Source organism: Saliniferula longa (genome assembly GCF_050789285.1).
GTDB lineage: Bacteria > Pseudomonadota > Alphaproteobacteria > Rhodobacterales > Rhodobacteraceae > CAVPWP01.
In genome coordinates this window covers 375,620-393,486 of the sequence record NZ_JBOUVX010000004.1, presented here as the reverse complement: position 1 = coordinate 393,486, position 17,867 = coordinate 375,620, and the positions used below count along the sequence as shown (strand labels likewise).

The window sequence follows — 17,867 nt, the reverse complement described above, 5'->3', positions numbered from 1 at the left end:
CTTGTGCCCTCGACGAAATCCCCGAACGACACGGAACGCTTAACCAATTACCTTCTCACCTCTAAAAGGAAGACATGAAAAGCCTGATGATCTTTGTTCTCGTCGCAGTCTTGGTTGTGGTTCTGGGGATCTTCGGTCTCAGACTGGCCTTCCCACTGCCCAAGGAGAACTTCGCTGAGCGGGTGGAAAGCCTTCCGCCTGACTGGGACGGGTCACTCGGGCAGGCCGCGCGTAGGGCGTTGGAACAGCACCCGGACCTTAATGGCATCCGGCCACTGGCGGATGGCCTTGCGGCTTTCGCGGCAAGGGCCGTTCTCGCCCGCGAGGCGGTTTCATCGATCGATGCGCAGTACTACATCTGGCAAGACGACACGACCGGTCTGATGCTGCTCGACGAGCTGCGCATGGCGGCTGACCGCGGCGTTCGTGTTCGGTTGCTGGTCGACGACAACGGCATTCCGGGCCTGGATGACCTGTTGGCCGAGTTGGATGCAATGCCCACCGCCGAGGTCCGGATCTTCAATCCCTTCACTCTGCGCAACCCGAAGCTCCTGTCTTACGTCTTCGATTTCTCACGCCTCAACCGCCGCATGCACAACAAGTCGATGACCGTCGATGGCGTCATCACCCTCGTGGGCGGTCGCAACATCGGAGACATCTATTTCGAGTACGGCGACGGAACGCATTACTTCGACGTCGATGCACTGGCCGTTGGGCCGATCGTCGAAGAGGTCGCTGCCTCGTTCGATGCGTATTGGAACAGCGGCTCGGCCTACGCCGCGGATCGCATTCTTGCGCCGGCCTCCCAAGACGGAATCGCCGCCGCGGCTGCCGAAGCACGCACCACGGCGCTTGGGGTGGGCTATCAAAAGGCCATCGAAGACAATGCGCTTGCCCGAAGGATCGAGGCGCGTGATGTGCCCTTGGAATGGGGGCAGGCAACGCTCTACGTCGATGATCCATCGAAAGGACTTGGATTGGCGACGGATGACCAGATTGTCGTGGAGAAGCTCATCGCGCTGGCGGAGGAATCCAAGAGCTCCATGGACCTCGTGTCGGCCTACTTCATCCCCGGACCGCGAGGTGCCGAGGTTCTCGAGAGACTGGCACGAAATGGCATTCGAATCCGTATCCTGACGAACTCGCTCGATGCGACGGACGTAATGCCTGTGCATGCCGCTTACATGGGGTATCGCGAAGGTCTGATCGACAGCGGTGTCGAACTCTTCGAACAAAAGGCCATGCGAGAGGAACACCTCGAGCGCAGCTTGCCCGAGATGCTCGCCGGCTCTGCATCCGGGCTTCATGCGAAGGTCTTCGGATTCGACGGCACGCGGATCTTCATTGGTTCCTACAATCTCGATCCGCGCTCGGCACGGCTCAACACCGAGATGGGCCTTCTCGTGGAAAGCCCCTCGATCGCCGCCTCGCTGTCCGCGCAACTCGACAACCCGACATTCGCCTACCGCGTCGAACGGGGAGAGGACGGCAGCCTTGTGTGGGTCGAGCAGACCGCCGACGGCAACGACCGGCGCTACGATGTCGATCCGGAAACAGGCGCTTTCAAGAGAGGCATGGCGAAGGTCGTCTCGTGGCTTCCGGTCGAATGGATGCTGTGACGAAAACGGTCGCGGGCACCCGTCCGAATACGGTGGTGATGCTCGTCCATCGAGGCGCGAGCGGAATGAACCCGCTCTCCGAGGTGGTTTCGCGACCTGAGTTGGTGTGTTTGCAGTCGAGGACAGAAGGGACCCGAGCGTGGACAAGACACGTCTGTTCGACGACCATACCTAAGGCGTGGCTGCACCATAGACATCCAGAGAAGGTGGATACTTGTCACTGATCGCTGATCTTGCGGAGTGGAGCCTCCTCGGATTTGGGTTCTTTCTGTTTGTGTTGCAGGTGGTCGTCCGAGAGATCGGCACACATTTCGGGGTCAGAAGCGCACAGGCCGGTGTTACCAACGAAGGGGTCGCGGTCATTGTCGGCAGCATCCTCGGGCTCCTTGCCTTCGTGCTGGCTCTGACCCTTTCAACGGCGTCCTCTCGCTACGTTGAGCGACGGGCCGGTGCGGTCGAGGAAGCAAATGCGATCGGAACGGCCTGGTTGCAGGCGCGGGCGCTGGGCGACCCAAGCGCCGATGACATCGCGGAGCTTCTCGAAGAATACATCGCCGTACGGATTTCCTACGTCGAGGCCGAACGCGGGTCCGAAACTGTGCAGGCACTCTCGGTGCGGACCGCGCAGCTGCAGGCGGAGATCTGGGAGCACGTCTCCGTCCTTGTCCGCGAGCGTCGCGAAACAACGACCTCTTCTCTCATGAATGCAGTCAACCACGCATTCGACATGACGACGGCCCAGCGCTTTGCAGTGGCGCTCAACCTGCCCGACAAGATGATCTGGCTGGTCCTTGCGTTTACGATGATCGGAATGTTCGCGCTCGGGTGGCAACTTGGCCTGATCGGCCGGCCCAACCGACCACTTGCGCTGCTGATGAGTCTGCTCTGGGCCGCAGTACTGGTCCAGATCCTCGACATGGGCACGGCGCGACTGGGGAACTACCGTACGGATCTGGAACCGTACTATTGGACCATCGAAGGTTTCACAGGGTCTCCGGAAATCGATTCCCGTCGTTGATCAGTAATGCAATGCCGCCATGGCGGCTGCCGTGCGCCAACGACGCGATGGGGGCGCTCGCCGCGACGATGGCCTCTGTTGCAACCGCTAACCGGATGCGGCGACGGTTCCCCTGCGACCACTTACTTGGACAACGACGCAAGCCCTGCCATGATGCAGTCCACGTTCCGATGGACTCAAAGAAGCATGTGTGAATCCATCGTTGCCGGGGATCTGCAACGGGCTATCGCGAGTCATCCGACCAATTCGCTCGGATGACCGCGTCGTCGGGCAATGCGGACCTCTAGCAAATCACCGCCGAGGTCCGCTCTGCGGACGGAGCCGACGCTCGCGGCCAACGTCCTCCTGCTCCCTATGTCACGTGCTCGCCCGCTACATGCCGAACCAGGACGTCCATCGCGTTGCACGTATAGTCGTGAAAGTACCAGCTGTCCGCTTCCGGCTGGCTTGATTGCTTGATGACCGCAACCTCCCTGTTTCGGTCAATGTAGATCCATTGGCCGTTCACCCCGAGCGCGATGATCGCTTCTGACCCGGGCGTGTTTCTGATCCACCATTGTGCGCAATAGCTCCAATGGCCATTTGCCATGTCTTCTTCCGCACTCGGGCCCCTCAGGAAGGCTTCGGTGGACCCCCCTTGCGAAAGCGTGTCGATCACCGCTTCGGGGATGATCTGGTCACCGCCCACGCGGCCATTCCGGAGCATTGCCGCGGCAAAGCGCGCCATGTCCTCGGCCGTGGCGTTCAGCCCACCCCCGGCGAAGAGGTTGCCCGCGGCATCCAGAAGGACATAGGCCTCGCCGGTCATGCCGAGCCTGGACCACAGGCGGCTTTCCAGCAGGGTCACAAAATTCTGACCGAACAGTCGACTGACCGCCCAGTTCAGGACATCGGCCTGCGGCGTCTGGTACTCGAACACCGACCCATGCGCGCGCCCCTCGAGCTTCGTCAGTGTGCTGGCATAGTCATAGAGGCTCTGTGGTCCGTCCCAATCGACCGCCTTGATGCCGGCCCCTAGAACCGCGACGTAATCGTGGAACTCTGCGTCGGGGTCGGCATAGTACTCACTGAATTTCAGCGATGCCGTCATGTCGAGGACCTGACCGAAGGTAGCATCGGAAAAACCCGATCCGTTGTCCAGTTCCGGTATGATGTCCACGATCGGGGTGTCCCGCGTGACCAGCCCTTCTTCGATCGCCATCAAAGCGAAGAGGCCGACGAAGGACTTGGTGCAGCTGAACATGATGTGCGGCGTGTCCGGCGTCATGCCATTGAGGTAACGCTCGTAGACGACCCTGTCCTTGTGAACCACGATCAGGCTGTCTGTGAATGTCTGCCGCAGGAAGCACTCGAAATCAGCGAGTGAGCCATCCTTGCGCCGAACCGACAGGCTGCCGATGTCGGCGTCGATCTCGCGCCTCAGCGCCGTTCCGGCATCGCTGGGCCGCACAGGTGCTGTCGGCCAGATCCGCCGCATATTCTGGTAGGCCCATCGGTTGTAGGGCGGCTCCCACACACCATTGAAGCGATCCACCCGCTTCCCGGCAGGCGGGGGAAACCCCTGCATAAGACCAAGCTCCAGATGAGTTGCGGTATCGAAGGGTTCGGAGATCGCCATGGCAGTAGTCGCCTTTCCAACACTGTCTTCGTGAGCTGCCGCACCAGAAGTGAAAGGTTGGGCTCGCGCGGGTCTGGCTACCAGGCTAGCATTGCATGGTGGACATGACGACTCCCGACACCGCCCATGTCCGCTTTCGGCGCATCGGAGACATCCGAGTGTTTCGCTGAAATGGCGGCTTCGTCGGGCGAAGCGGACTTGGGCCAGGTCAACCGCGCGCGCCGGTTCGCGGTCAAGTCAGACACACGCTAGGACCTGCCTGACGGGGTGTGTCAGCCCTTTGCAAAGGCTCGACGGAGCCAATCCGTTCGCCCCCCCCCCGGCAGAACCGGCATATCCGAGTTCGGACGAACCAGCGTGGAAGCTGGTTCGTCCGGTGGGTCTCAAGCCGAGACGAACTTCTTGTCCGCCAGCGATCCCGCGAAACCATCAAGCGCTGCGCTGACGGGCCCCCAGTTCGGCAGCGCCTTCATGCGCGAAAGCCAGGCCGAGACGTTCGGATAGGCGGAAAAATCGTAGCGGATCATGTCGCCAAGCGCGACAACGGACGCGGCGAAGTAATCCGCGATCGTGATTTGGTCGCCGGTCAGCCAGGTGCGTCCATCGCCAAGCCAATAGTCATTCAGGACCTGCAGCCAGAACTTGCTCTTGTCGCTCCCCCAGCGAACGGTGACGTCCTGGCCTTCGGCTGTCGGACGCTGATGGTGCGGGAACAGCTGCGGATAACAAAGGTTGTAGCCCCAGTCGCGATAGAAATTGGTGTTGATCCAATCCATCATCTCGTTGACCCGGGCGCGGGCCTTCAAGTCTTTCGGGTATTCCGGCAGGTCGAACTTGTCGGCAAGATATTTCAGGATGGCAGAGCTTTCCGTCAGCTTCAGGTCGCCGTCTACCAGGACCGGAACCAGCCGGTTCGGGTTGAAGCTTGCGAACGGCTCCTGGTGGTGTGCGCCGGTCATGAGGTCAACGATGACCTCTTCGGCCTCGATCCCCTTCTCGGCCATGAACAGGCGGACCGGGCGGCTGGTGATCGAAGCGGGGTGCATGTGCAGTTTCATCAGAGTTTTCCTGTGATATCTTGGGTCAGTAGGGGTTACGTGGCGAACGGTCGGCAGACAGCGATTGCTGCGAGCGTTCGACAAGACGTTCGATGGCGTCGGCCAGGTGTTCTTCCTGGATGTTGTAGTCGCCGCGCGCGACGCGGATGCGGTGCGCTTCGATCATGACATCGGCGTGGCGGCATCCTTCGGGCGGCTCGAACCGGTACGAGGCCAGTTCGATCAGAAGCCCGAGCGGATCCTCGAAATAGATCGAGTCCATGAAGCCGCGATCCTTGGGGCCGGAATGCTTGATCCCGCGGTCATCCAGCCTTTTCACGACCTGACGGAACGTCGCCTGGCTGACGCTGAAGGCGAGGTGATGGACCGAGCCCTGCTCGGTCGATGTGCGGGTCGGGTCGGGCTTGCGGTCTTCGTTCGTGAAGATCGTGATCAGCCGCCCGTCGCCGGGGTCGAAGTAGATGTGGCCTTCCCTTGGGTTGTCGAGGTTGGGCTGATCGAAGATGAAAGGCATCCCGAGGATGCCCTCCCAGAAATCGATCGATGTCTGGCGGTCTGCGCCCACGATGGTGATGTGGTGCACGCCCTGAACCTGGATCTTCCTGATGGCGTTCTTGTCCGGCATGGTTATCCTCCCTTCCGTTTCCTCACGTCGCGGCCGACCAGTCGACGAGCTTCGACTTGTAGTCGGATCGCGGCAGCGTTCCCCACGGGACCAGTTCGATATCGGTGGTGACGACCAGCTTGTCGCGGATGCGCTGACGAAGCCGGTCCGCAAGTTCCTGTCCGCCTGCCACGCCCTCGGCCAGTTCAACCCGGACAGGCAGGGGCGGTGCCTGTTTCACCCCTTTCGCCCGCGGGCGGACCGATATGACACCGCTCACCGCGTCACCGAAGTCGCCAACGACTTCGCGTATGGCCGTCGGAAAGACGTTCACGCCGCGCACGATCAGCAGGTCATCGGTTCGCCCGATGCAGCGAACGCGGGGCGCGGTGCGGCCGCAGGCGCAGGGTGTCGTAGTGATGCGCACCCGGTCGCGCGACCGGAACCGCAAGAGGGGCGCTGCCCGGTGCCTCAGATGGGTATAGACCAATTCGCCCTCGGCTCCGTCTTGGATGGCGACGGTCGTGCCGGTCTCGGGGTCGATCAATTCGAAATGCACTAGGCCGCGACCTGAAAAGTGCATGCCGTCCCGGTGCGGACACTCGCCCCAGAGCGATACCGAGATATCCCCAATCCCCATGGCTTCCGTGACGCTCGCGCCCCACGCCTCTTGCAGGCGCGCCCGCATGGCCGGCTCGCCGCCGCCGGGTTCTCCGGCGACAAGGATCCTTGCCACCGACGAGGCCGCCGTGTCGATGCCACGGTCTGCCGCCCATTCGGCAAGGTGCAGCGCATACGAGGGCGTGCAGCCCAGAACCGTCGGCTTCAGCAGTTGCACCGCTGCCATCAGCCGTTCCGTGTTCCCGGCACCGACCGGGATATGGCACAGACCGAGGCGCGCGAAGGCGTCAAGCGTGACCCCCGCGACGAAGGGGCCGGCATTGTAGGTCGACACCATCCGTTCTCCGGCGACAACGCCGGAGGCGGCGTAGGAGCGCTGCGAGATCTCGATCCAGTCTTCAAGGTCGGACCGCGTGAGCGGGATGAAGCTGGGCGCGCCGGTGGTTCCGCTGGTGGAATAGACGCGCACGATGTCCGACATCGGTGCAGCCAGATGCGTTCCGATCGGATGCGCCTCGTCCCGGGTCGCGCGCAGGTCGTCCTTCTCGGTAAAGGGCAGCGCCGTGATCGCGTCGAGCCCGCCCGCGTCTTCCGGGGTCGCGAAGCCGGCATTCCGCAGCCGGTCGCGGTAGAAAGCCGAGTTCCTGAACAGATAGGCGATCTGGGCCCGGTAGGCGGCGTCGTCCCGGCTCGCCTGATCGGCCCAGGGCGCCATCTCGATGGCGGGGGCGTGCATCGTCATGTCTTCGGCTCGTAGGTGATCGCCTCTTCGGCGTGATGCGCCAGGACGAAGCCGATGGGCGTTTCCACCTCCTCGGCCAGATGCGCCAGCAAGCTTGCCGTGCGGGCGAGGATCGGAATGCCCTTGAGCACGGAAGGCGGGAAGTCGAGGTCGAGCAGGACTGCCGGAATGGCCATCGAGACGTTCATCGGCAGCGGCTTGCGCCATATGCGGTTGACCGAGCTTTCGAGCGCGCGCGCTAGGCTGACATGGGGCCCAGTCAGGCCGCGTTCGTCCGCAAGTTCGAGGATGCGCTGCGCCCTCGGGTCAACAGGCTTGTGAAGCGGGTGGCCAAATCCCGGAAGACGTTGCCCGGCGTCCTGCGCCTGCGAAACGATATCGTCGGTACTCAGCCCTTCCGTTTCGATCCGCTTCTGCGCCTCGATAAGGAATTGACCGGCCACCTCGGTCGTGCCCAGGATCACTTTTCCGCAGCCCAGCAGCCCCGCGGCCACCGCGCCATGCAGGAAATCCGGATCGGCGGCGTGGGTCATTCGCGCAACCTGGTTGGTCGGAACCAGGCCATGCTCGGCGATCGACACGAGCAACAGATCAAGGAAGAACCGCTGATCTTCTGTCGGCTTCCTTCCGGTCGTCAGAAGGAAGAAATACTCGGTGAAGCCGATATGCCCCATAAGCTCCGACGCAAGGTCGTGCCCGCGCACCGTTATGCTGTCGGCGTCCGCCGTCGAGATCGAGGTGACGGCCCGCCCCTGTTTGCCGATTTTCATCATTCCCCCCTTGATTGCCAAACAATATTGTCTGACAATCGATCCAGTCAAGCGCATTTGGACAGCACGTGCGCGCTTTTTCAAGGGACCGTTCATGGCGGCGAAGGGCAAACTGGCAACCCTGGTGGCAGAACTCGATGCCCGCATCGAAAGCGCGGCGCTGGTATCCGGGCAGCGCCTCGTCGAGGCCGACCTGACCCAGGAATTCGGAATCAGCCGGGCCTTGTTGCGCGAGGCGTTTCGCCACCTCGCGGCGGAAGGGGCGATCGAACTGGTCCCGAACCGTGGTGCCGAGGTAAGGCGCCTCACCAAGCGCGAAGCGTTGGAACTCTTCGAGATCCGGACCGAACTCGAGGTTCTGGCCGCGCGCAGAGCGGCGAGCCGGATGGGCACGCCCGGCGTCGCGCAGGCATTCGAGGCGAGCGTGACCCCACTTCTGTCCGGGCCTCAGTTGTCCGGTGCGATGGAGTACATCTCCGAGAACGAGGCCTTCCATCGCGCGATCTTCGTCGCTGCCGGCAACGATACGCTTCTGGATCTTGCCAGGAAACTGCGCCTATCCCTGATCATGTCGCAGTTGCGGGCGGCGATGACGCCCGACATGCTGGCGCTTTCGCAAAGGGAACACCGCGCCGTTGCAGCGGCGATCCTGCGCGAAGATCCAGCGATGGCTGAGGCCGAGATCCGTCAACACCTCGACCGCGCGACGCAGTTTGTCGACCAGGCACCGGAGAGGATGTTCAGACCCGAAGAGAAAAGATTGGCGAAAGACGAGGGTGAGTCAGCGGAAAATTAGCCGTTCTCTCCTGGGTCCCAACCGAAGCCGCCACTTGGTGGGGGCAAGCCACACCTCAACCGGCTGCACCTCCGTGGACCAAATGGAGTCGGGGACGAAATGGGTCCGGAGTGCGGGACGAACCTGCCGATCATGTGGAACACTCGGCTGCAGCACTGAGCCATCGGGCCGTCTCAAGCGTCAGTCTTCCCGGCAATGTCTCGCTCTGCTTTCCTCGTGGCAAGCTCGAAGATGGCATCCCGCTTTGGAGGGCCATCGGCCGGTCGCTTGGTTAGCCCGGGGCCAAGGTGCTTCGAGGGACGAGAGCATATTCCCCGCACCATCAGAAGTCCGTTGTGGAGGCCTTCACACGCAAATCCTGAACTGAAACGGGCGCCAATCGGGACCCGGGTACAGGCACCGAGTCGCTAAGTGATGGATTTGGTGGTGCTGCCGGAGAGGATTGAACTCTCGACCTCTCCCTTACCAAGGGAGTGCTCTACCACTGAGCTACGGCAGCGGACCGGACCAAGGCCGCGTGGGGGCCAAATCGGCGTGGCGGGGCAATAGAGCCAATCGGGGCATGACGCAAGCGCAATCTGGACCGGCACCCGGCGTTCCGCTATGGAGGCCGGCATGGAGAAAAAGACCGGCAGGAAGGCCGCGGCGAAGCGAGGCGAGGACCGGAAGCAACGGCTGAAGGCGGCGCTGAAGGCGAACCTTGCCAAACGCAAGGCACGGACGCGCGCCCGAGACGCCGGCCCCAAGGAGTGAGGCAGGGCAGGCATGGACAGCATTCTGGTGAAAGGCGGGGCCGAGCTTCGCGGCGAGATCCCCATCGCGGGCGCGAAGAACGCGTGTCTCGCGCTCATGCCGGCGACGCTTCTGTCGGACGAGCCGCTGACGCTGACGAACGCGCCGCGGCTGTCGGACATCCGGACCATGACACAGCTTCTGCAATCGCTGGGCGCCGAGGTCTCGGCCTTGCAGGACGGCCGTGTGCTGGCGTTGTCGTCGCATGACCTGACCAGCCACGTGGCCGACTATGACATCGTGCGCAAGATGCGCGCCTCGATCCTTGTCCTGGGGCCGCTGGTGGCGCGTTACGGCCATGCGGTCGTGTCGCTTCCGGGCGGCTGCGCGATCGGGGCGCGACCGGTCGACCTGCACCTCAAGGGGCTCGAGGCGCTGGGGGCCGAGCTTGATCTGCGCGAGGGCTACGTCCACGCCAAGGCGCCTGGCGGGCTGAAGGGCGCGGTCGTCGACTTCCCCTTCGTCTCGGTCGGCGCGACGGAGAACGTGCTGATGGCGGCGGTGCTCGCCCGCGGGACCACGGTTCTGAAGAACGCCGCGCGCGAGCCCGAGATCGTGGACCTTGCCGCCTGCCTGTCGAAGATGGGGGCGCGGATCGACGGTGCGGGAACCGGCACGATCACGATCGAGGGCGTCGATCGCCTGACCGGCGCCACCCACCCCGTCGTGACCGACCGGATCGAGCTTGGAACCTACATGATCGCCCCCGCCGTGGCCGGCGGCGAGGTCGAGTGCATCGGCGGGCGGCTTGACCTTGTGTCGGCCTTCGCCGAGCGGCTCGACGCGGCCGGGGTCAGCGTGGAAGAGACGCCGCGCGGTCTTAAGGTGGCGCGGCGGAACGGGCGCATTCGCGCGGTCGACGTGGAAACCGCGCCATTCCCGGGGTTTCCGACCGATCTTCAGGCGCAGATGATGGCGCTTCTGTGCACCGCCGACGGCACCAGCGTCCTTGAAGAGCGGATCTTCGAGAACCGCTTCATGCATGCGCCGGAGTTGCAGCGCATGGGCGCGAAGATCGCCGTGCATGGCGGCACCGCCACCGTCACCGGGGTCGAGCGGCTGAAGGGCGCGCCGGTCATGGCGACAGACCTGAGGGCGAGCGTCAGCCTGATCCTTGCGGGCCTTGCGGCCGAGGGCGAGACCGTGGTGAATCGCGTCTATCATCTTGATCGCGGCTACGAGCGGGTCGAGGAAAAGCTTGGCGCCTGCGGGGCCAGCATCGAAAGGATCAGCGGCTGATGGTCGAGGACGCGCGCTTCGAAGATGCGGCCGAAGGGCCGCTGCGGCTTCGGGCGCTCGATTCCGAAGATCTGAAGGTGATCTCGAGCCTTGTGCAGGACGCGGTCTTCCCGTCGTCCGAGATGACCTGGGACCGGCGGCACCGGCGCTTCGCGATCCTTCTGAACCGCTTCCGGTGGGAGGACACCACAGGCGCCGAAGCGCGGCGCCGCCCCTACGAACGGGTGCAGTCGGTGCTTGCGGTCGAGGACGTCCAGCGCGTGGGCTCGCAAGGTGTGGAACGCGGCGACGCGGACACCATCCTGTCGTTGCTTGCGATCGACTTCGAGGCGGGCGAGGACGGCACCGGCCGTGTCGTGCTGACGCTTGCGGGCGATGGCGCGGTCGGGATCGAGGTCGAGGCGCTGGAAGTGGTCCTGCGCGACGTGACGCGGCCCTACGTGGCCCCATCCGGCAAGGCGCCAAGGCACACCTGAACCGCCCTCGCTTGTGACCCGGCGCGCCGGACGCTATGTGCCGGCCAAGGAGTTCGCCATGCCCCAGTTCCTGTCGACCGACGCCGCCGATTTCGAATCCAGCTTCGCCGCCCTCCTGACCATGAAGCGTGAGGAAGCGCCCGAGGTGGGCGAAGTCGTGGCGCGCATCATCGCCGACGTGCGCGCGCGCGGCGACGCCGCCGTGGTCGAATTGACCGAACGCTTCGACCGGGTTTCGCTGACGCCCGATCGGCTTGCCATCACGGACGCCGAAATTGATGCCGCCGTCGCCGTCGTCCCGGACGACGAGCGTGCCGCGCTTGCCCTCGCGGCCGGGCGCATCCGGGACTATCACGACCGGCAGATGCCAACGGACGAAAGCTGGACCGACAAATCGGGCGCGATGCTGGGCTGGCGCTGGGGCCCGGTCTCGGCGGCGGGGCTTTACGTGCCGGGCGGACTTGCCTCGTACCCCTCGTCGGTCCTGATGAACGCGATCCCGGCGAAGGTCGCCGGGGTGGGTCGGCTTGTCGTCACCGTGCCGACACCGGATGGGACGATCAATCCGCTGGTCCTTCTTGCCTGCCGCGTCGCCGGGGTGGACGAGATCTATCGCATCGGTGGCGCGCAGGCGGTGGCGGCGCTGGCCTATGGCACGGCCACGATCCGGCCGGTCGACAAGATCACCGGCCCCGGCAATGCCTATGTCGCTGCCGCCAAGCGTCAGGTCTTCGGCAAGGTCGGAATCGACATGATCGCAGGCCCGTCCGAGATTCTGGTCATCGCCGACGCCGACAACGACCCCGACTGGATCGCGCTGGACCTGCTGAGCCAGGCCGAGCATGACGAAAGCGCGCAGTCGATCCTGATCACCACCGACGCCGCCTTCGGGCGCGCCGTGGCCGAGGCGGTCGAGGCGCGGCTTCGCACGCTCGATCGTCGCGCCATCGCCGGGGCAAGCTGGCGCGATTTCGGCGCGGTCATCACCGTGCGCGATCTGAACGAGGCCGCGGCGCTGAGCGATCGCATCGCGCCCGAGCACCTTGAACTTTGCGTCGCCGATCCCGACGCGCTTCTGCCACGGATCACCCATGCCGGCGCGGTCTTCCTTGGGAAGTGGACGCCCGAGGCGATCGGCGACTATGTCGGCGGGCCCAACCACGTTCTGCCCACCGCCCGGTCCGCGCGGTTTTCGTCGGGTCTGAGCGTGATGGATTTCCTCAAGCGCACGACCGTCTCGAAGATGACCCCCGGCGCGCTTGCGGCGATCGGCCCCGCGGCCGAGCGGCTGGCGATCAGCGAAAGCCTGCAAGCGCACGGTCTCAGCGTGCGCGCGCGGCTTGACCGACTGAACGGCTGACGACGTGACCGGGGCGTGCGATGACTGCCGTCGCGGGCCGTGCCACAGGCGGCCTGTCCCCGCAGATGGCCTTATCGTGCCTTGCGGTGGCCGGGTGGGTCGGGCATCTACGGGCAAGCCTGCGCGGAGCCCCTTGCCATGACCCGCATCTGCGACATCCGGATCGACGACAGCGGCCTGCCGCCGCCCACCGCCGAAATCGAACAGGAACGGCGGGTGGCCGTCTTCGATCTTCTGGAGAACAACAGCTTCTCGCTGCCGGTGCGTGACGGGCGCACTCCCCCCGCGGGGCCCTACCGCGTATCGCTGTCGATCAAGGACCGGCGTCTGGTTTTCGACATCCGCACCGAGGACGACCAGCCCGCGGCCGAATTCCATCTGTCGCTTGGTCCCTTCCGCCAGGTGGTGAAGGATTACTTCCAGATTTGCGAAAGCTACTTCGACGCGGTCAAGAAGCTTCCCCCCAGCCAGATCGAAACCATAGACATGGCCCGCCGCGGGATCCACAACGAAGGCGCCCGCGTCGTGCAGGAGCGCCTCGAAGGCAAGGCCGAGGTCGACACCGACACCGCACGACGGCTGTTCACGCTGATCTGCGTGCTGCACTTCGGGGGTTGATGTGATCGCAGACCTGCCCGGATCGGTGCTTTTCTGTTGCGATCACAATGCCGTCCGCTCTCCCATGGCTGAAGGCATGATGAAGAAGTTCTATGGTCAGGACACCTATGTGCAGTCGGCCGGCGTGAAGGGCGACATGGAGATCGACGGCTTCGCCATTGCCGTTTGTGCCGAGCTTGGGGTCGAGTTGTCCCGGCACCGGGTGCGGTCCTTTGACCAGATGGAGGAATGGGGCGACGACCTGACGAGCTTCGACCTGATCGTGGCGCTGTCGCCAGCCGCGCAGCGCCGGGCGCAGGAACTGACCCGCTATAACCATCTCGAGGTGGAATACTGGCCGATCCTCGATCCCACCGGCCTGGGCGAGACGCGCGAAGACAAGATGCAGAGCTACCGCCAGGCGCGCGACCAGATCATCGCCCGGATGACCGGAAAATGGGGGCCACCCCGGGATCTATCCGATCCCGCCTCGTGACCGGGGGCCCTGCGAATGCGAAAGGACAAGACAATGAGCCGTGATCTCATCCAACGCTACTTCGACGCCTTCAACACCGGCGACGCCGAAGGGATGCTGGCGCTTCTCACCGACGACGTCGAGCATCATGTGAACCAGGGCAGCATCCGGCACGGCAAGGCGGCCTTCGCCGAGTTCCTGGCCGAGATGGATCGCGCCTATGCGGAACGCGTCGAGGGTCTTGTGATCCTGATGGGCGACGACGGTGCCCGCGCGGCCGCCGAGTTCACCATCCACGGAACCTACAAGGCCACGCAGGAAGGCCTGCCGCTGGCGGCGGGCCAGACCTATGTGCTGCCCGTGGGAACGTTCTTTACGCTCAGGGACGGCAAGATCGCCCGGGTGACCACCTACTACAACATGGCCGACTGGCTGCGGCAGGTCGGGGCCTGATGCTCGATGTGCGGACGCTGACGGGGGCGGCGCTTGCCGCCGCGCTTGACGACGTGGCGACACTGCGCATCACCGTCTTCCGCGCCTTTCCCTATCTCTACGATGGTGATCTGGACTATGAGAGGCGCTATCTGTCGACCTATGCGCAAAGCGGGGCCGCGATCCTGGTCGGCGCTTTCGATGGCGCGCGCCTTGTGGGCGCGGCGACAGGCACCCCGATGGAGGATCACGCCGACGACTTCGGCCGCGCGCTTGCGGATTGGGACGTCCCGATGCGCCAGGTCTTCTACTGCGCCGAAAGCGTGCTTCTGCCGGAGTATCGGGGGCAGGGGGCGGGACATGCCTTCTTCGAGGCGCGCGAGGCCCATGCCCGCGCGCTTGGCCGCTCGCACGCCGCGTTCTGCGCGGTGATCCGCCCGGGCGACCACCCGGCGCGTCCGATCGACTACCGCCCGCTGGATGGCTTCTGGCGCAAGCGCGGCTATGCCCCCCTGCCAGGCGCCGTCGCGCACTTCCGCTGGAAGGACGTCGGCGCGGCGGAGCAGACCGAGAAACCCCTTCAGTTCTGGACCCGTGCCCTATGACAAGGCTTCGTATCGCCGCCGCCGCCTATCCAGTCGAGGCGCTGCCCTCGTGGGAGGCCTATGCCGCCAAGCTTGACACCTGGGTGGCCGAAGCGGCCGGACAGGCCGATCTTCTGGTCTTTCCGGAATACGCCGGCGTCGAGGCGACGCTGGCGGGGCTGTCGGACCCGCCCGAGGACCCCAAGGACTGGCTGGCACTGACCTCGGCCGCCGATCCGGCGCTGGTCGCGCTGCATTCCGACCTGGCCGCGCGCCACGGGGTCGCGATCCTTTCGGGTTCGAACCTCGTGGCTTGTGGCACGGGCCATGTGAACCGCGCACGGCTGCACCTGCCCTCGGGCGCGGTCGGACAGCAGGACAAGATCGTGCCCACCCCGTGGGAGCGGCGCGATCTGGCCCTTCAGGGCGGCACGGGTTTGACCGCCTTCGATACGCCCTTCGGTCGGATTGGTGTGCTGATCTGCTATGACGGCGAATTCCCGATCCTGGCGCGCGCCTTGGCCGAGGCCGGGTGCTGGCTGATCCTGATACCCTCGGCGACCGAGAAGACGGCCGGCTACTGGCGGGTGCGGATCGGCGCGATGGCCCGCGCCTTGGAACAGCGCTGCATCACCGTGCAGGCGCCCCTGTCGGGGTTCACGCCGAAATGCGCGCTGATCGACATCAACGTCGGCGCGGCGGGGGTATTCTGCCCCCCGGACGAAGGGTTTCCGCCCACGGGAATCGTGGCGCTTGGTCAGATCGAAACCCCCGGCTGGACCTTCGCCACGGTCGATCGGGCGGATTTCGACCACGCCGCGCCGGTGGCCCAAGTCAGCAATCCTTCCGACTGGCCGATGCAGGCCGGTCCAGCCCGCAACGTCGCAATCCAAGCCCTGTGCTGATTCCGGCTTGAAAAGGCGGCGGTTTGGGATCATTTAAGGCGCGCCCGGAAGCACCGGGTGTGCAACCAAGGAGAACTCATGGCCAAGGAAGAACTTCTCGAATTCCCCGGCGTCGTGAAGGAACTCCTGCCCAACGCGACATTCCGGGTCGAACTCGAGAACGGCCATGAGATCATCGCGCACACGGCAGGAAAGATGCGCAAGAACCGCATCCGTGTTCTGGCCGGCGACAAGGTTCAGGTCGAAATGACGCCCTATGACCTGACGAAGGGCCGCATCAACTATCGTTTCAAGTAAGTGGCCCGTCCGACCCGGCTGATCCTGGGCTCGGGCAGCCCGCGGCGGCGCGCGCTTCTTCAACAGATCGGTCTTGTGCCGGACGAGGTGCGGGTTCCCGAAACCGACGAGACGCCCCTGCCGGGAGAACGCCCGCTGACCTACTGCCGCCGCATCGCCCTCGACAAGGCGATGGCGGTGCCGCTGGCCGAGGGCGAGGTGCTTGTCGCCGCCGATACAACGGTCGCCGCGGGGCGCCGCATCCTTGGCAAGCCCGCGGACGAGGACGAGGCTCGCGCCTTCCTCGGGCTTCTCTCGGGTCGCCGTCACCGCGTCATCACCTGCGTCGTCGTGCGTACGCCCGACCGTATCTGGCGGCGCGACGTGACGTCGACCGTGCGCATGAAGACGCTCGACGACGGCGACATCGCCCGTTACCTCGCCTCGCGCGAATGGGACGGCAAGGCCGGGGGATATGCCATCCAGGGGCTGGCCGAGGCCTTCATCCCGTGGGTGTCCGGCAGCTATTCCGCCATCGTCGGTCTGCCGCTTGCCGAGACCGCCGCCCTGCTTGGGGCCGCCGGCTTCGAGGGCGTCCGATGAAGGGCCGGGTGATCGTTCTTGACCACATCGACGGTCGGGCCGCGGCTGCGCTGCTTGTGGACGGGCGGCTTGAGGATATCCTGATCGACGCCCCGGGCGAGGTGCTGCGCCCCGGCGCGATCCTGCGCGGGATCGCGCAGCGTCAGGTGAAGGGGCTGGGCGGGATCTTCATCGACCTTGGCGACGGGCGGACGGGATTTCTGCGCCAGACCAAGGGCATCGCCCCGGGCAAACCGCTGCTGGTGCAGGTCACCGGCTATGCCCGTGAGGGCAAGGCCGTCCCGGTATCGACCCGCCTGACGATCAAGGGCCGCTTTGCCATCGCGACGCCGGGTGCGCCCGGGCGCAACGTGTCGCGCGCGATCGCCGATGCCGACGCGCGGTCGGCGCTGGCGGCGTTGGGCGCCGGCATCGACCTGCCCGAGGACGTGGGCCTGATCCTGCGTTCGGCTGCGGAAGCGGCGCCGGAGGCCGACGTTCTGGCCGATGCGCAGTCCATCGCGGAAGTCACGCGGGCGATCCTGTCGGATGCCGCGGGGCCCGCGGCGGACCTTCTGCTCGACGGCCCCGATCCACACGAGGTTGCCCTGTCCGACTGGGGTGGCGCGGACGAGGTGGACGAGGGGCCGGACAGCTTCGCGCGCCTTGGCGTGACCGAGGCGCTTGACCCTCTGCGCCGCCCTCGGGCGCTGCTGCCGGGCGGGGCCTCCATGGTGATCGAACCCACCGCGGCGCTTGTCGCCGTCGACGTCAACACCGGGCCCGACACAAGCCCCGCCGCGGGCCTCAAGGCCAACATCGCCGCCGCGCGCGCCCTGCCGCGCGAGCTGCGCTGCCGCGGCCTTGGCGGCGCGATCACGGTTGACTTCGCCCCCTTCCCAAGGGCCGACCGCCATCGTGTCGAACAGGCGCTTAAGGCCGCCTTCCGGGCCGAGGGCGACGAGACGGTGCTCGCCGGCTGGACGGCGCTTGGCCACTTCGAGTTGCAGCGCAAGCGCGCGCGTCTTCCCCTTGCCGAGGTCTTGCCATGAGTTGCCCGATCTGCAGCAAGCCTGCGACGAAGGCGTATCGCCCGTTCTGTTCGCGCCGCTGCGCCGACGTTGACCTGGGCCGATGGCTGACCGGAGGCTACGCCGTCCCTGGCGATCCGGTCGAGGTCGACGACCAGTCCGGCGGCGACGATGGCGAGACCCCGCCAAAGCACTGACGTTTTCGCACCGATCCCTCTGGACAGCCCCCGCGCCCGCGTCTAAAACGCCGCGACCTGAAGGTTCGCCTTCAC

General features: G+C 65.1%; 21 protein-coding genes and 1 tRNA gene. 16 read left to right on the top strand and 6 right to left on the bottom strand.

From position 1 onward, the window contains the following. Window positions 1-74: 74 nt before the first annotated feature. The gene (locus ACRDNQ_RS18495; protein ID WP_431830187.1) at window positions 75-1,619 is read left to right on the top strand and encodes a phospholipase D family protein; all 1,545 of its coding nucleotides are present in this window, start codon (window positions 75-77) and stop codon (window positions 1,617-1,619) included. Between the two features lie 214 nt (window positions 1,620-1,833). Then, window positions 1,834-2,637 carry a bestrophin-like domain gene (locus tag ACRDNQ_RS18490; RefSeq protein ID WP_431830186.1) on the top strand — a complete coding sequence of 268 codons (804 nt, stop codon included), beginning with the start codon at window positions 1,834-1,836 and terminating at the stop codon, window positions 2,635-2,637. 352 nt (window positions 2,638-2,989) lie between these two features. Here the strand turns inward: ACRDNQ_RS18490 and ACRDNQ_RS18485 are convergent, their stop codons facing one another. From ACRDNQ_RS18485 to ACRDNQ_RS18465, 5 genes are all read right to left on the bottom strand, one after another. Further along, complete coding sequence (locus ACRDNQ_RS18485) at window positions 2,990-4,255, bottom strand: serine hydrolase domain-containing protein (protein ID WP_431830185.1); 1,266 nt, start codon at window positions 4,253-4,255, stop codon at window positions 2,990-2,992. Between the two features lie 383 nt (window positions 4,256-4,638). Then, on the bottom strand, window positions 4,639-5,313 hold the full coding sequence (locus ACRDNQ_RS18480) for a glutathione S-transferase family protein (RefSeq protein WP_431830184.1): 675 nt from the start codon (window positions 5,311-5,313) through the stop codon (window positions 4,639-4,641). Window positions 5,314-5,338: 25 nt separating this feature from the next. Further along, window positions 5,339-5,920: a VOC family protein gene (locus tag ACRDNQ_RS18475; protein WP_431830204.1), complete on the bottom strand. Its 582-nt coding sequence runs from the start codon at window positions 5,918-5,920 to the stop codon at window positions 5,339-5,341. Window positions 5,921-5,960: 40 nt separating this feature from the next. Continuing rightward, complete coding sequence (locus ACRDNQ_RS18470) at window positions 5,961-7,280, bottom strand: phenylacetate--CoA ligase family protein (protein ID WP_431830183.1); 1,320 nt, start codon at window positions 7,278-7,280, stop codon at window positions 5,961-5,963. Continuing rightward, complete coding sequence (locus ACRDNQ_RS18465; RefSeq protein WP_431830182.1) at window positions 7,277-8,146, bottom strand: citryl-CoA lyase; 870 nt, start codon at window positions 8,144-8,146, stop codon at window positions 7,277-7,279. Before ACRDNQ_RS18465 ends, ACRDNQ_RS18470 begins: the two co-directional genes overlap by 4 nt. Between ACRDNQ_RS18465 and ACRDNQ_RS18460 the strand changes: the two genes are divergently transcribed. Further along, window positions 8,145-8,846, top strand: coding sequence for a GntR family transcriptional regulator (locus ACRDNQ_RS18460; protein WP_431830181.1), 702 nt, complete (start codon window positions 8,145-8,147; stop codon window positions 8,844-8,846). The genes ACRDNQ_RS18465 and ACRDNQ_RS18460 overlap by 2 nt on opposite strands. A gap of 424 nt (window positions 8,847-9,270) precedes the next feature. On the opposite strand, the gene ACRDNQ_RS18455 is transcribed toward ACRDNQ_RS18460, so the two are convergent. Further along, window positions 9,271-9,345: transfer RNA gene (locus tag ACRDNQ_RS18455), tRNA-Thr, on the bottom strand. 116 nt (window positions 9,346-9,461) lie between these two features. Between ACRDNQ_RS18455 and ACRDNQ_RS18450 the strand changes: the two genes are divergently transcribed. The 13 genes from ACRDNQ_RS18450 (at window position 9,462) to ACRDNQ_RS18390 (ending at window position 17,792) form a co-directional block, all read left to right on the top strand. Continuing rightward, entirely contained in the window at window positions 9,462-9,599 is a 138-nt protein-coding gene (locus tag ACRDNQ_RS18450) for a hypothetical protein (RefSeq protein ID WP_431830180.1), read from the top strand. 12 nt (window positions 9,600-9,611) lie between these two features. After that, entirely contained in the window at window positions 9,612-10,877 is a 1,266-nt protein-coding gene (gene murA / locus ACRDNQ_RS18445; protein WP_431830179.1) for a UDP-N-acetylglucosamine 1-carboxyvinyltransferase, read from the top strand. Continuing rightward, a complete protein-coding gene (locus ACRDNQ_RS18440) occupies window positions 10,877-11,353 on the top strand; it encodes a DUF2948 family protein (protein WP_431830178.1) in 477 nt (158 codons plus the stop codon). The genes murA and ACRDNQ_RS18440 overlap by 1 nt, the downstream gene beginning before the upstream one ends. 58 nt (window positions 11,354-11,411) lie before the next feature. Next, entirely contained in the window at window positions 11,412-12,713 is a 1,302-nt protein-coding gene (gene hisD, locus ACRDNQ_RS18435) for a histidinol dehydrogenase (protein WP_431830177.1), read from the top strand. Window positions 12,714-12,851: 138 nt separating this feature from the next. Beyond that, window positions 12,852-13,331 (top strand): UPF0262 family protein, encoded by a 480-nt coding sequence (locus ACRDNQ_RS18430; protein ID WP_431830176.1) that lies wholly within the window; start codon window positions 12,852-12,854, stop codon window positions 13,329-13,331. A gap of 4 nt (window positions 13,332-13,335) precedes the next feature. Beyond that, window positions 13,336-13,806 carry an arsenate-mycothiol transferase ArsC gene (locus ACRDNQ_RS18425; RefSeq protein ID WP_431830203.1) on the top strand — a complete coding sequence of 157 codons (471 nt, stop codon included), beginning with the start codon at window positions 13,336-13,338 and terminating at the stop codon, window positions 13,804-13,806. Between the two features lie 33 nt (window positions 13,807-13,839). Then, complete coding sequence (locus tag ACRDNQ_RS18420; RefSeq protein WP_431830175.1) at window positions 13,840-14,238, top strand: ketosteroid isomerase-related protein; 399 nt, start codon at window positions 13,840-13,842, stop codon at window positions 14,236-14,238. Further along, window positions 14,238-14,822: a GNAT family N-acetyltransferase gene (locus ACRDNQ_RS18415; protein ID WP_431830174.1), complete on the top strand. Its 585-nt coding sequence runs from the start codon at window positions 14,238-14,240 to the stop codon at window positions 14,820-14,822. The genes ACRDNQ_RS18420 and ACRDNQ_RS18415 overlap by 1 nt, the downstream gene beginning before the upstream one ends. Then, a complete protein-coding gene (locus ACRDNQ_RS18410; protein ID WP_431830173.1) occupies window positions 14,819-15,706 on the top strand; it encodes a carbon-nitrogen hydrolase family protein in 888 nt (295 codons plus the stop codon). Before ACRDNQ_RS18415 ends, ACRDNQ_RS18410 begins: the two co-directional genes overlap by 4 nt. Before the next feature lie 78 nt (window positions 15,707-15,784). Then, the gene (infA, locus tag ACRDNQ_RS18405; RefSeq protein WP_007205486.1) at window positions 15,785-16,003 is read left to right on the top strand and encodes a translation initiation factor IF-1; all 219 of its coding nucleotides are present in this window, start codon (window positions 15,785-15,787) and stop codon (window positions 16,001-16,003) included. Beyond that, window positions 16,004-16,585, top strand: coding sequence for a Maf family protein (locus ACRDNQ_RS18400; RefSeq protein ID WP_431830172.1), 582 nt, complete (start codon window positions 16,004-16,006; stop codon window positions 16,583-16,585). Further along, window positions 16,582-17,616: a ribonuclease E/G gene (locus ACRDNQ_RS18395; RefSeq protein WP_431830171.1), complete on the top strand. Its 1,035-nt coding sequence runs from the start codon at window positions 16,582-16,584 to the stop codon at window positions 17,614-17,616. Before ACRDNQ_RS18400 ends, ACRDNQ_RS18395 begins: the two co-directional genes overlap by 4 nt. After that, the gene (locus ACRDNQ_RS18390; protein WP_431830170.1) at window positions 17,613-17,792 is read left to right on the top strand and encodes a DNA gyrase inhibitor YacG; all 180 of its coding nucleotides are present in this window, start codon (window positions 17,613-17,615) and stop codon (window positions 17,790-17,792) included. Before ACRDNQ_RS18395 ends, ACRDNQ_RS18390 begins: the two co-directional genes overlap by 4 nt. The last annotated feature ends 75 nt before the right edge of the window (window positions 17,793-17,867 follow it).

Excerpts from the sequence above, each read along its gene's own strand:
- ACRDNQ_RS18495 (WP_431830187.1), top strand. The coding sequence starts at position 75 with ATGAAAAGCCTGATGATCTTTGTTCTCGTCGCAGTCTTGGTTGTGGTT.
- ACRDNQ_RS18485 (WP_431830185.1), bottom strand. The coding sequence starts at position 4,255 with ATGGCGATCTCCGAACCCTTCGATACCGCAACTCATCTGGAGCTTGGT.
- ACRDNQ_RS18480 (WP_431830184.1), bottom strand. The coding sequence starts at position 5,313 with ATGAAACTGCACATGCACCCCGCTTCGATCACCAGCCGCCCGGTCCGC.
- ACRDNQ_RS18470 (WP_431830183.1), bottom strand. The coding sequence starts at position 7,280 with ATGACGATGCACGCCCCCGCCATCGAGATGGCGCCCTGGGCCGATCAG.
- ACRDNQ_RS18460 (WP_431830181.1), top strand. The coding sequence starts at position 8,145 with ATGGCGGCGAAGGGCAAACTGGCAACCCTGGTGGCAGAACTCGATGCC.
- ACRDNQ_RS18465 (WP_431830182.1), bottom strand. The coding sequence starts at position 8,146 with ATGAACGGTCCCTTGAAAAAGCGCGCACGTGCTGTCCAAATGCGCTTG.
- ACRDNQ_RS18450 (WP_431830180.1), top strand. The coding sequence starts at position 9,462 with ATGGAGAAAAAGACCGGCAGGAAGGCCGCGGCGAAGCGAGGCGAGGAC.
- murA (WP_431830179.1), top strand. The coding sequence starts at position 9,612 with ATGGACAGCATTCTGGTGAAAGGCGGGGCCGAGCTTCGCGGCGAGATC.
- ACRDNQ_RS18440 (WP_431830178.1), top strand. The coding sequence starts at position 10,877 with ATGGTCGAGGACGCGCGCTTCGAAGATGCGGCCGAAGGGCCGCTGCGG.
- hisD (WP_431830177.1), top strand. The coding sequence starts at position 11,412 with ATGCCCCAGTTCCTGTCGACCGACGCCGCCGATTTCGAATCCAGCTTC.
- ACRDNQ_RS18430 (WP_431830176.1), top strand. The coding sequence starts at position 12,852 with ATGACCCGCATCTGCGACATCCGGATCGACGACAGCGGCCTGCCGCCG.
- ACRDNQ_RS18420 (WP_431830175.1), top strand. The coding sequence starts at position 13,840 with ATGAGCCGTGATCTCATCCAACGCTACTTCGACGCCTTCAACACCGGC.
- ACRDNQ_RS18415 (WP_431830174.1), top strand. The coding sequence starts at position 14,238 with ATGCTCGATGTGCGGACGCTGACGGGGGCGGCGCTTGCCGCCGCGCTT.
- ACRDNQ_RS18410 (WP_431830173.1), top strand. The coding sequence starts at position 14,819 with ATGACAAGGCTTCGTATCGCCGCCGCCGCCTATCCAGTCGAGGCGCTG.
- infA (WP_007205486.1), top strand. The coding sequence starts at position 15,785 with ATGGCCAAGGAAGAACTTCTCGAATTCCCCGGCGTCGTGAAGGAACTC.
- ACRDNQ_RS18395 (WP_431830171.1), top strand. The coding sequence starts at position 16,582 with ATGAAGGGCCGGGTGATCGTTCTTGACCACATCGACGGTCGGGCCGCG.
- ACRDNQ_RS18390 (WP_431830170.1), top strand. The coding sequence starts at position 17,613 with ATGAGTTGCCCGATCTGCAGCAAGCCTGCGACGAAGGCGTATCGCCCG.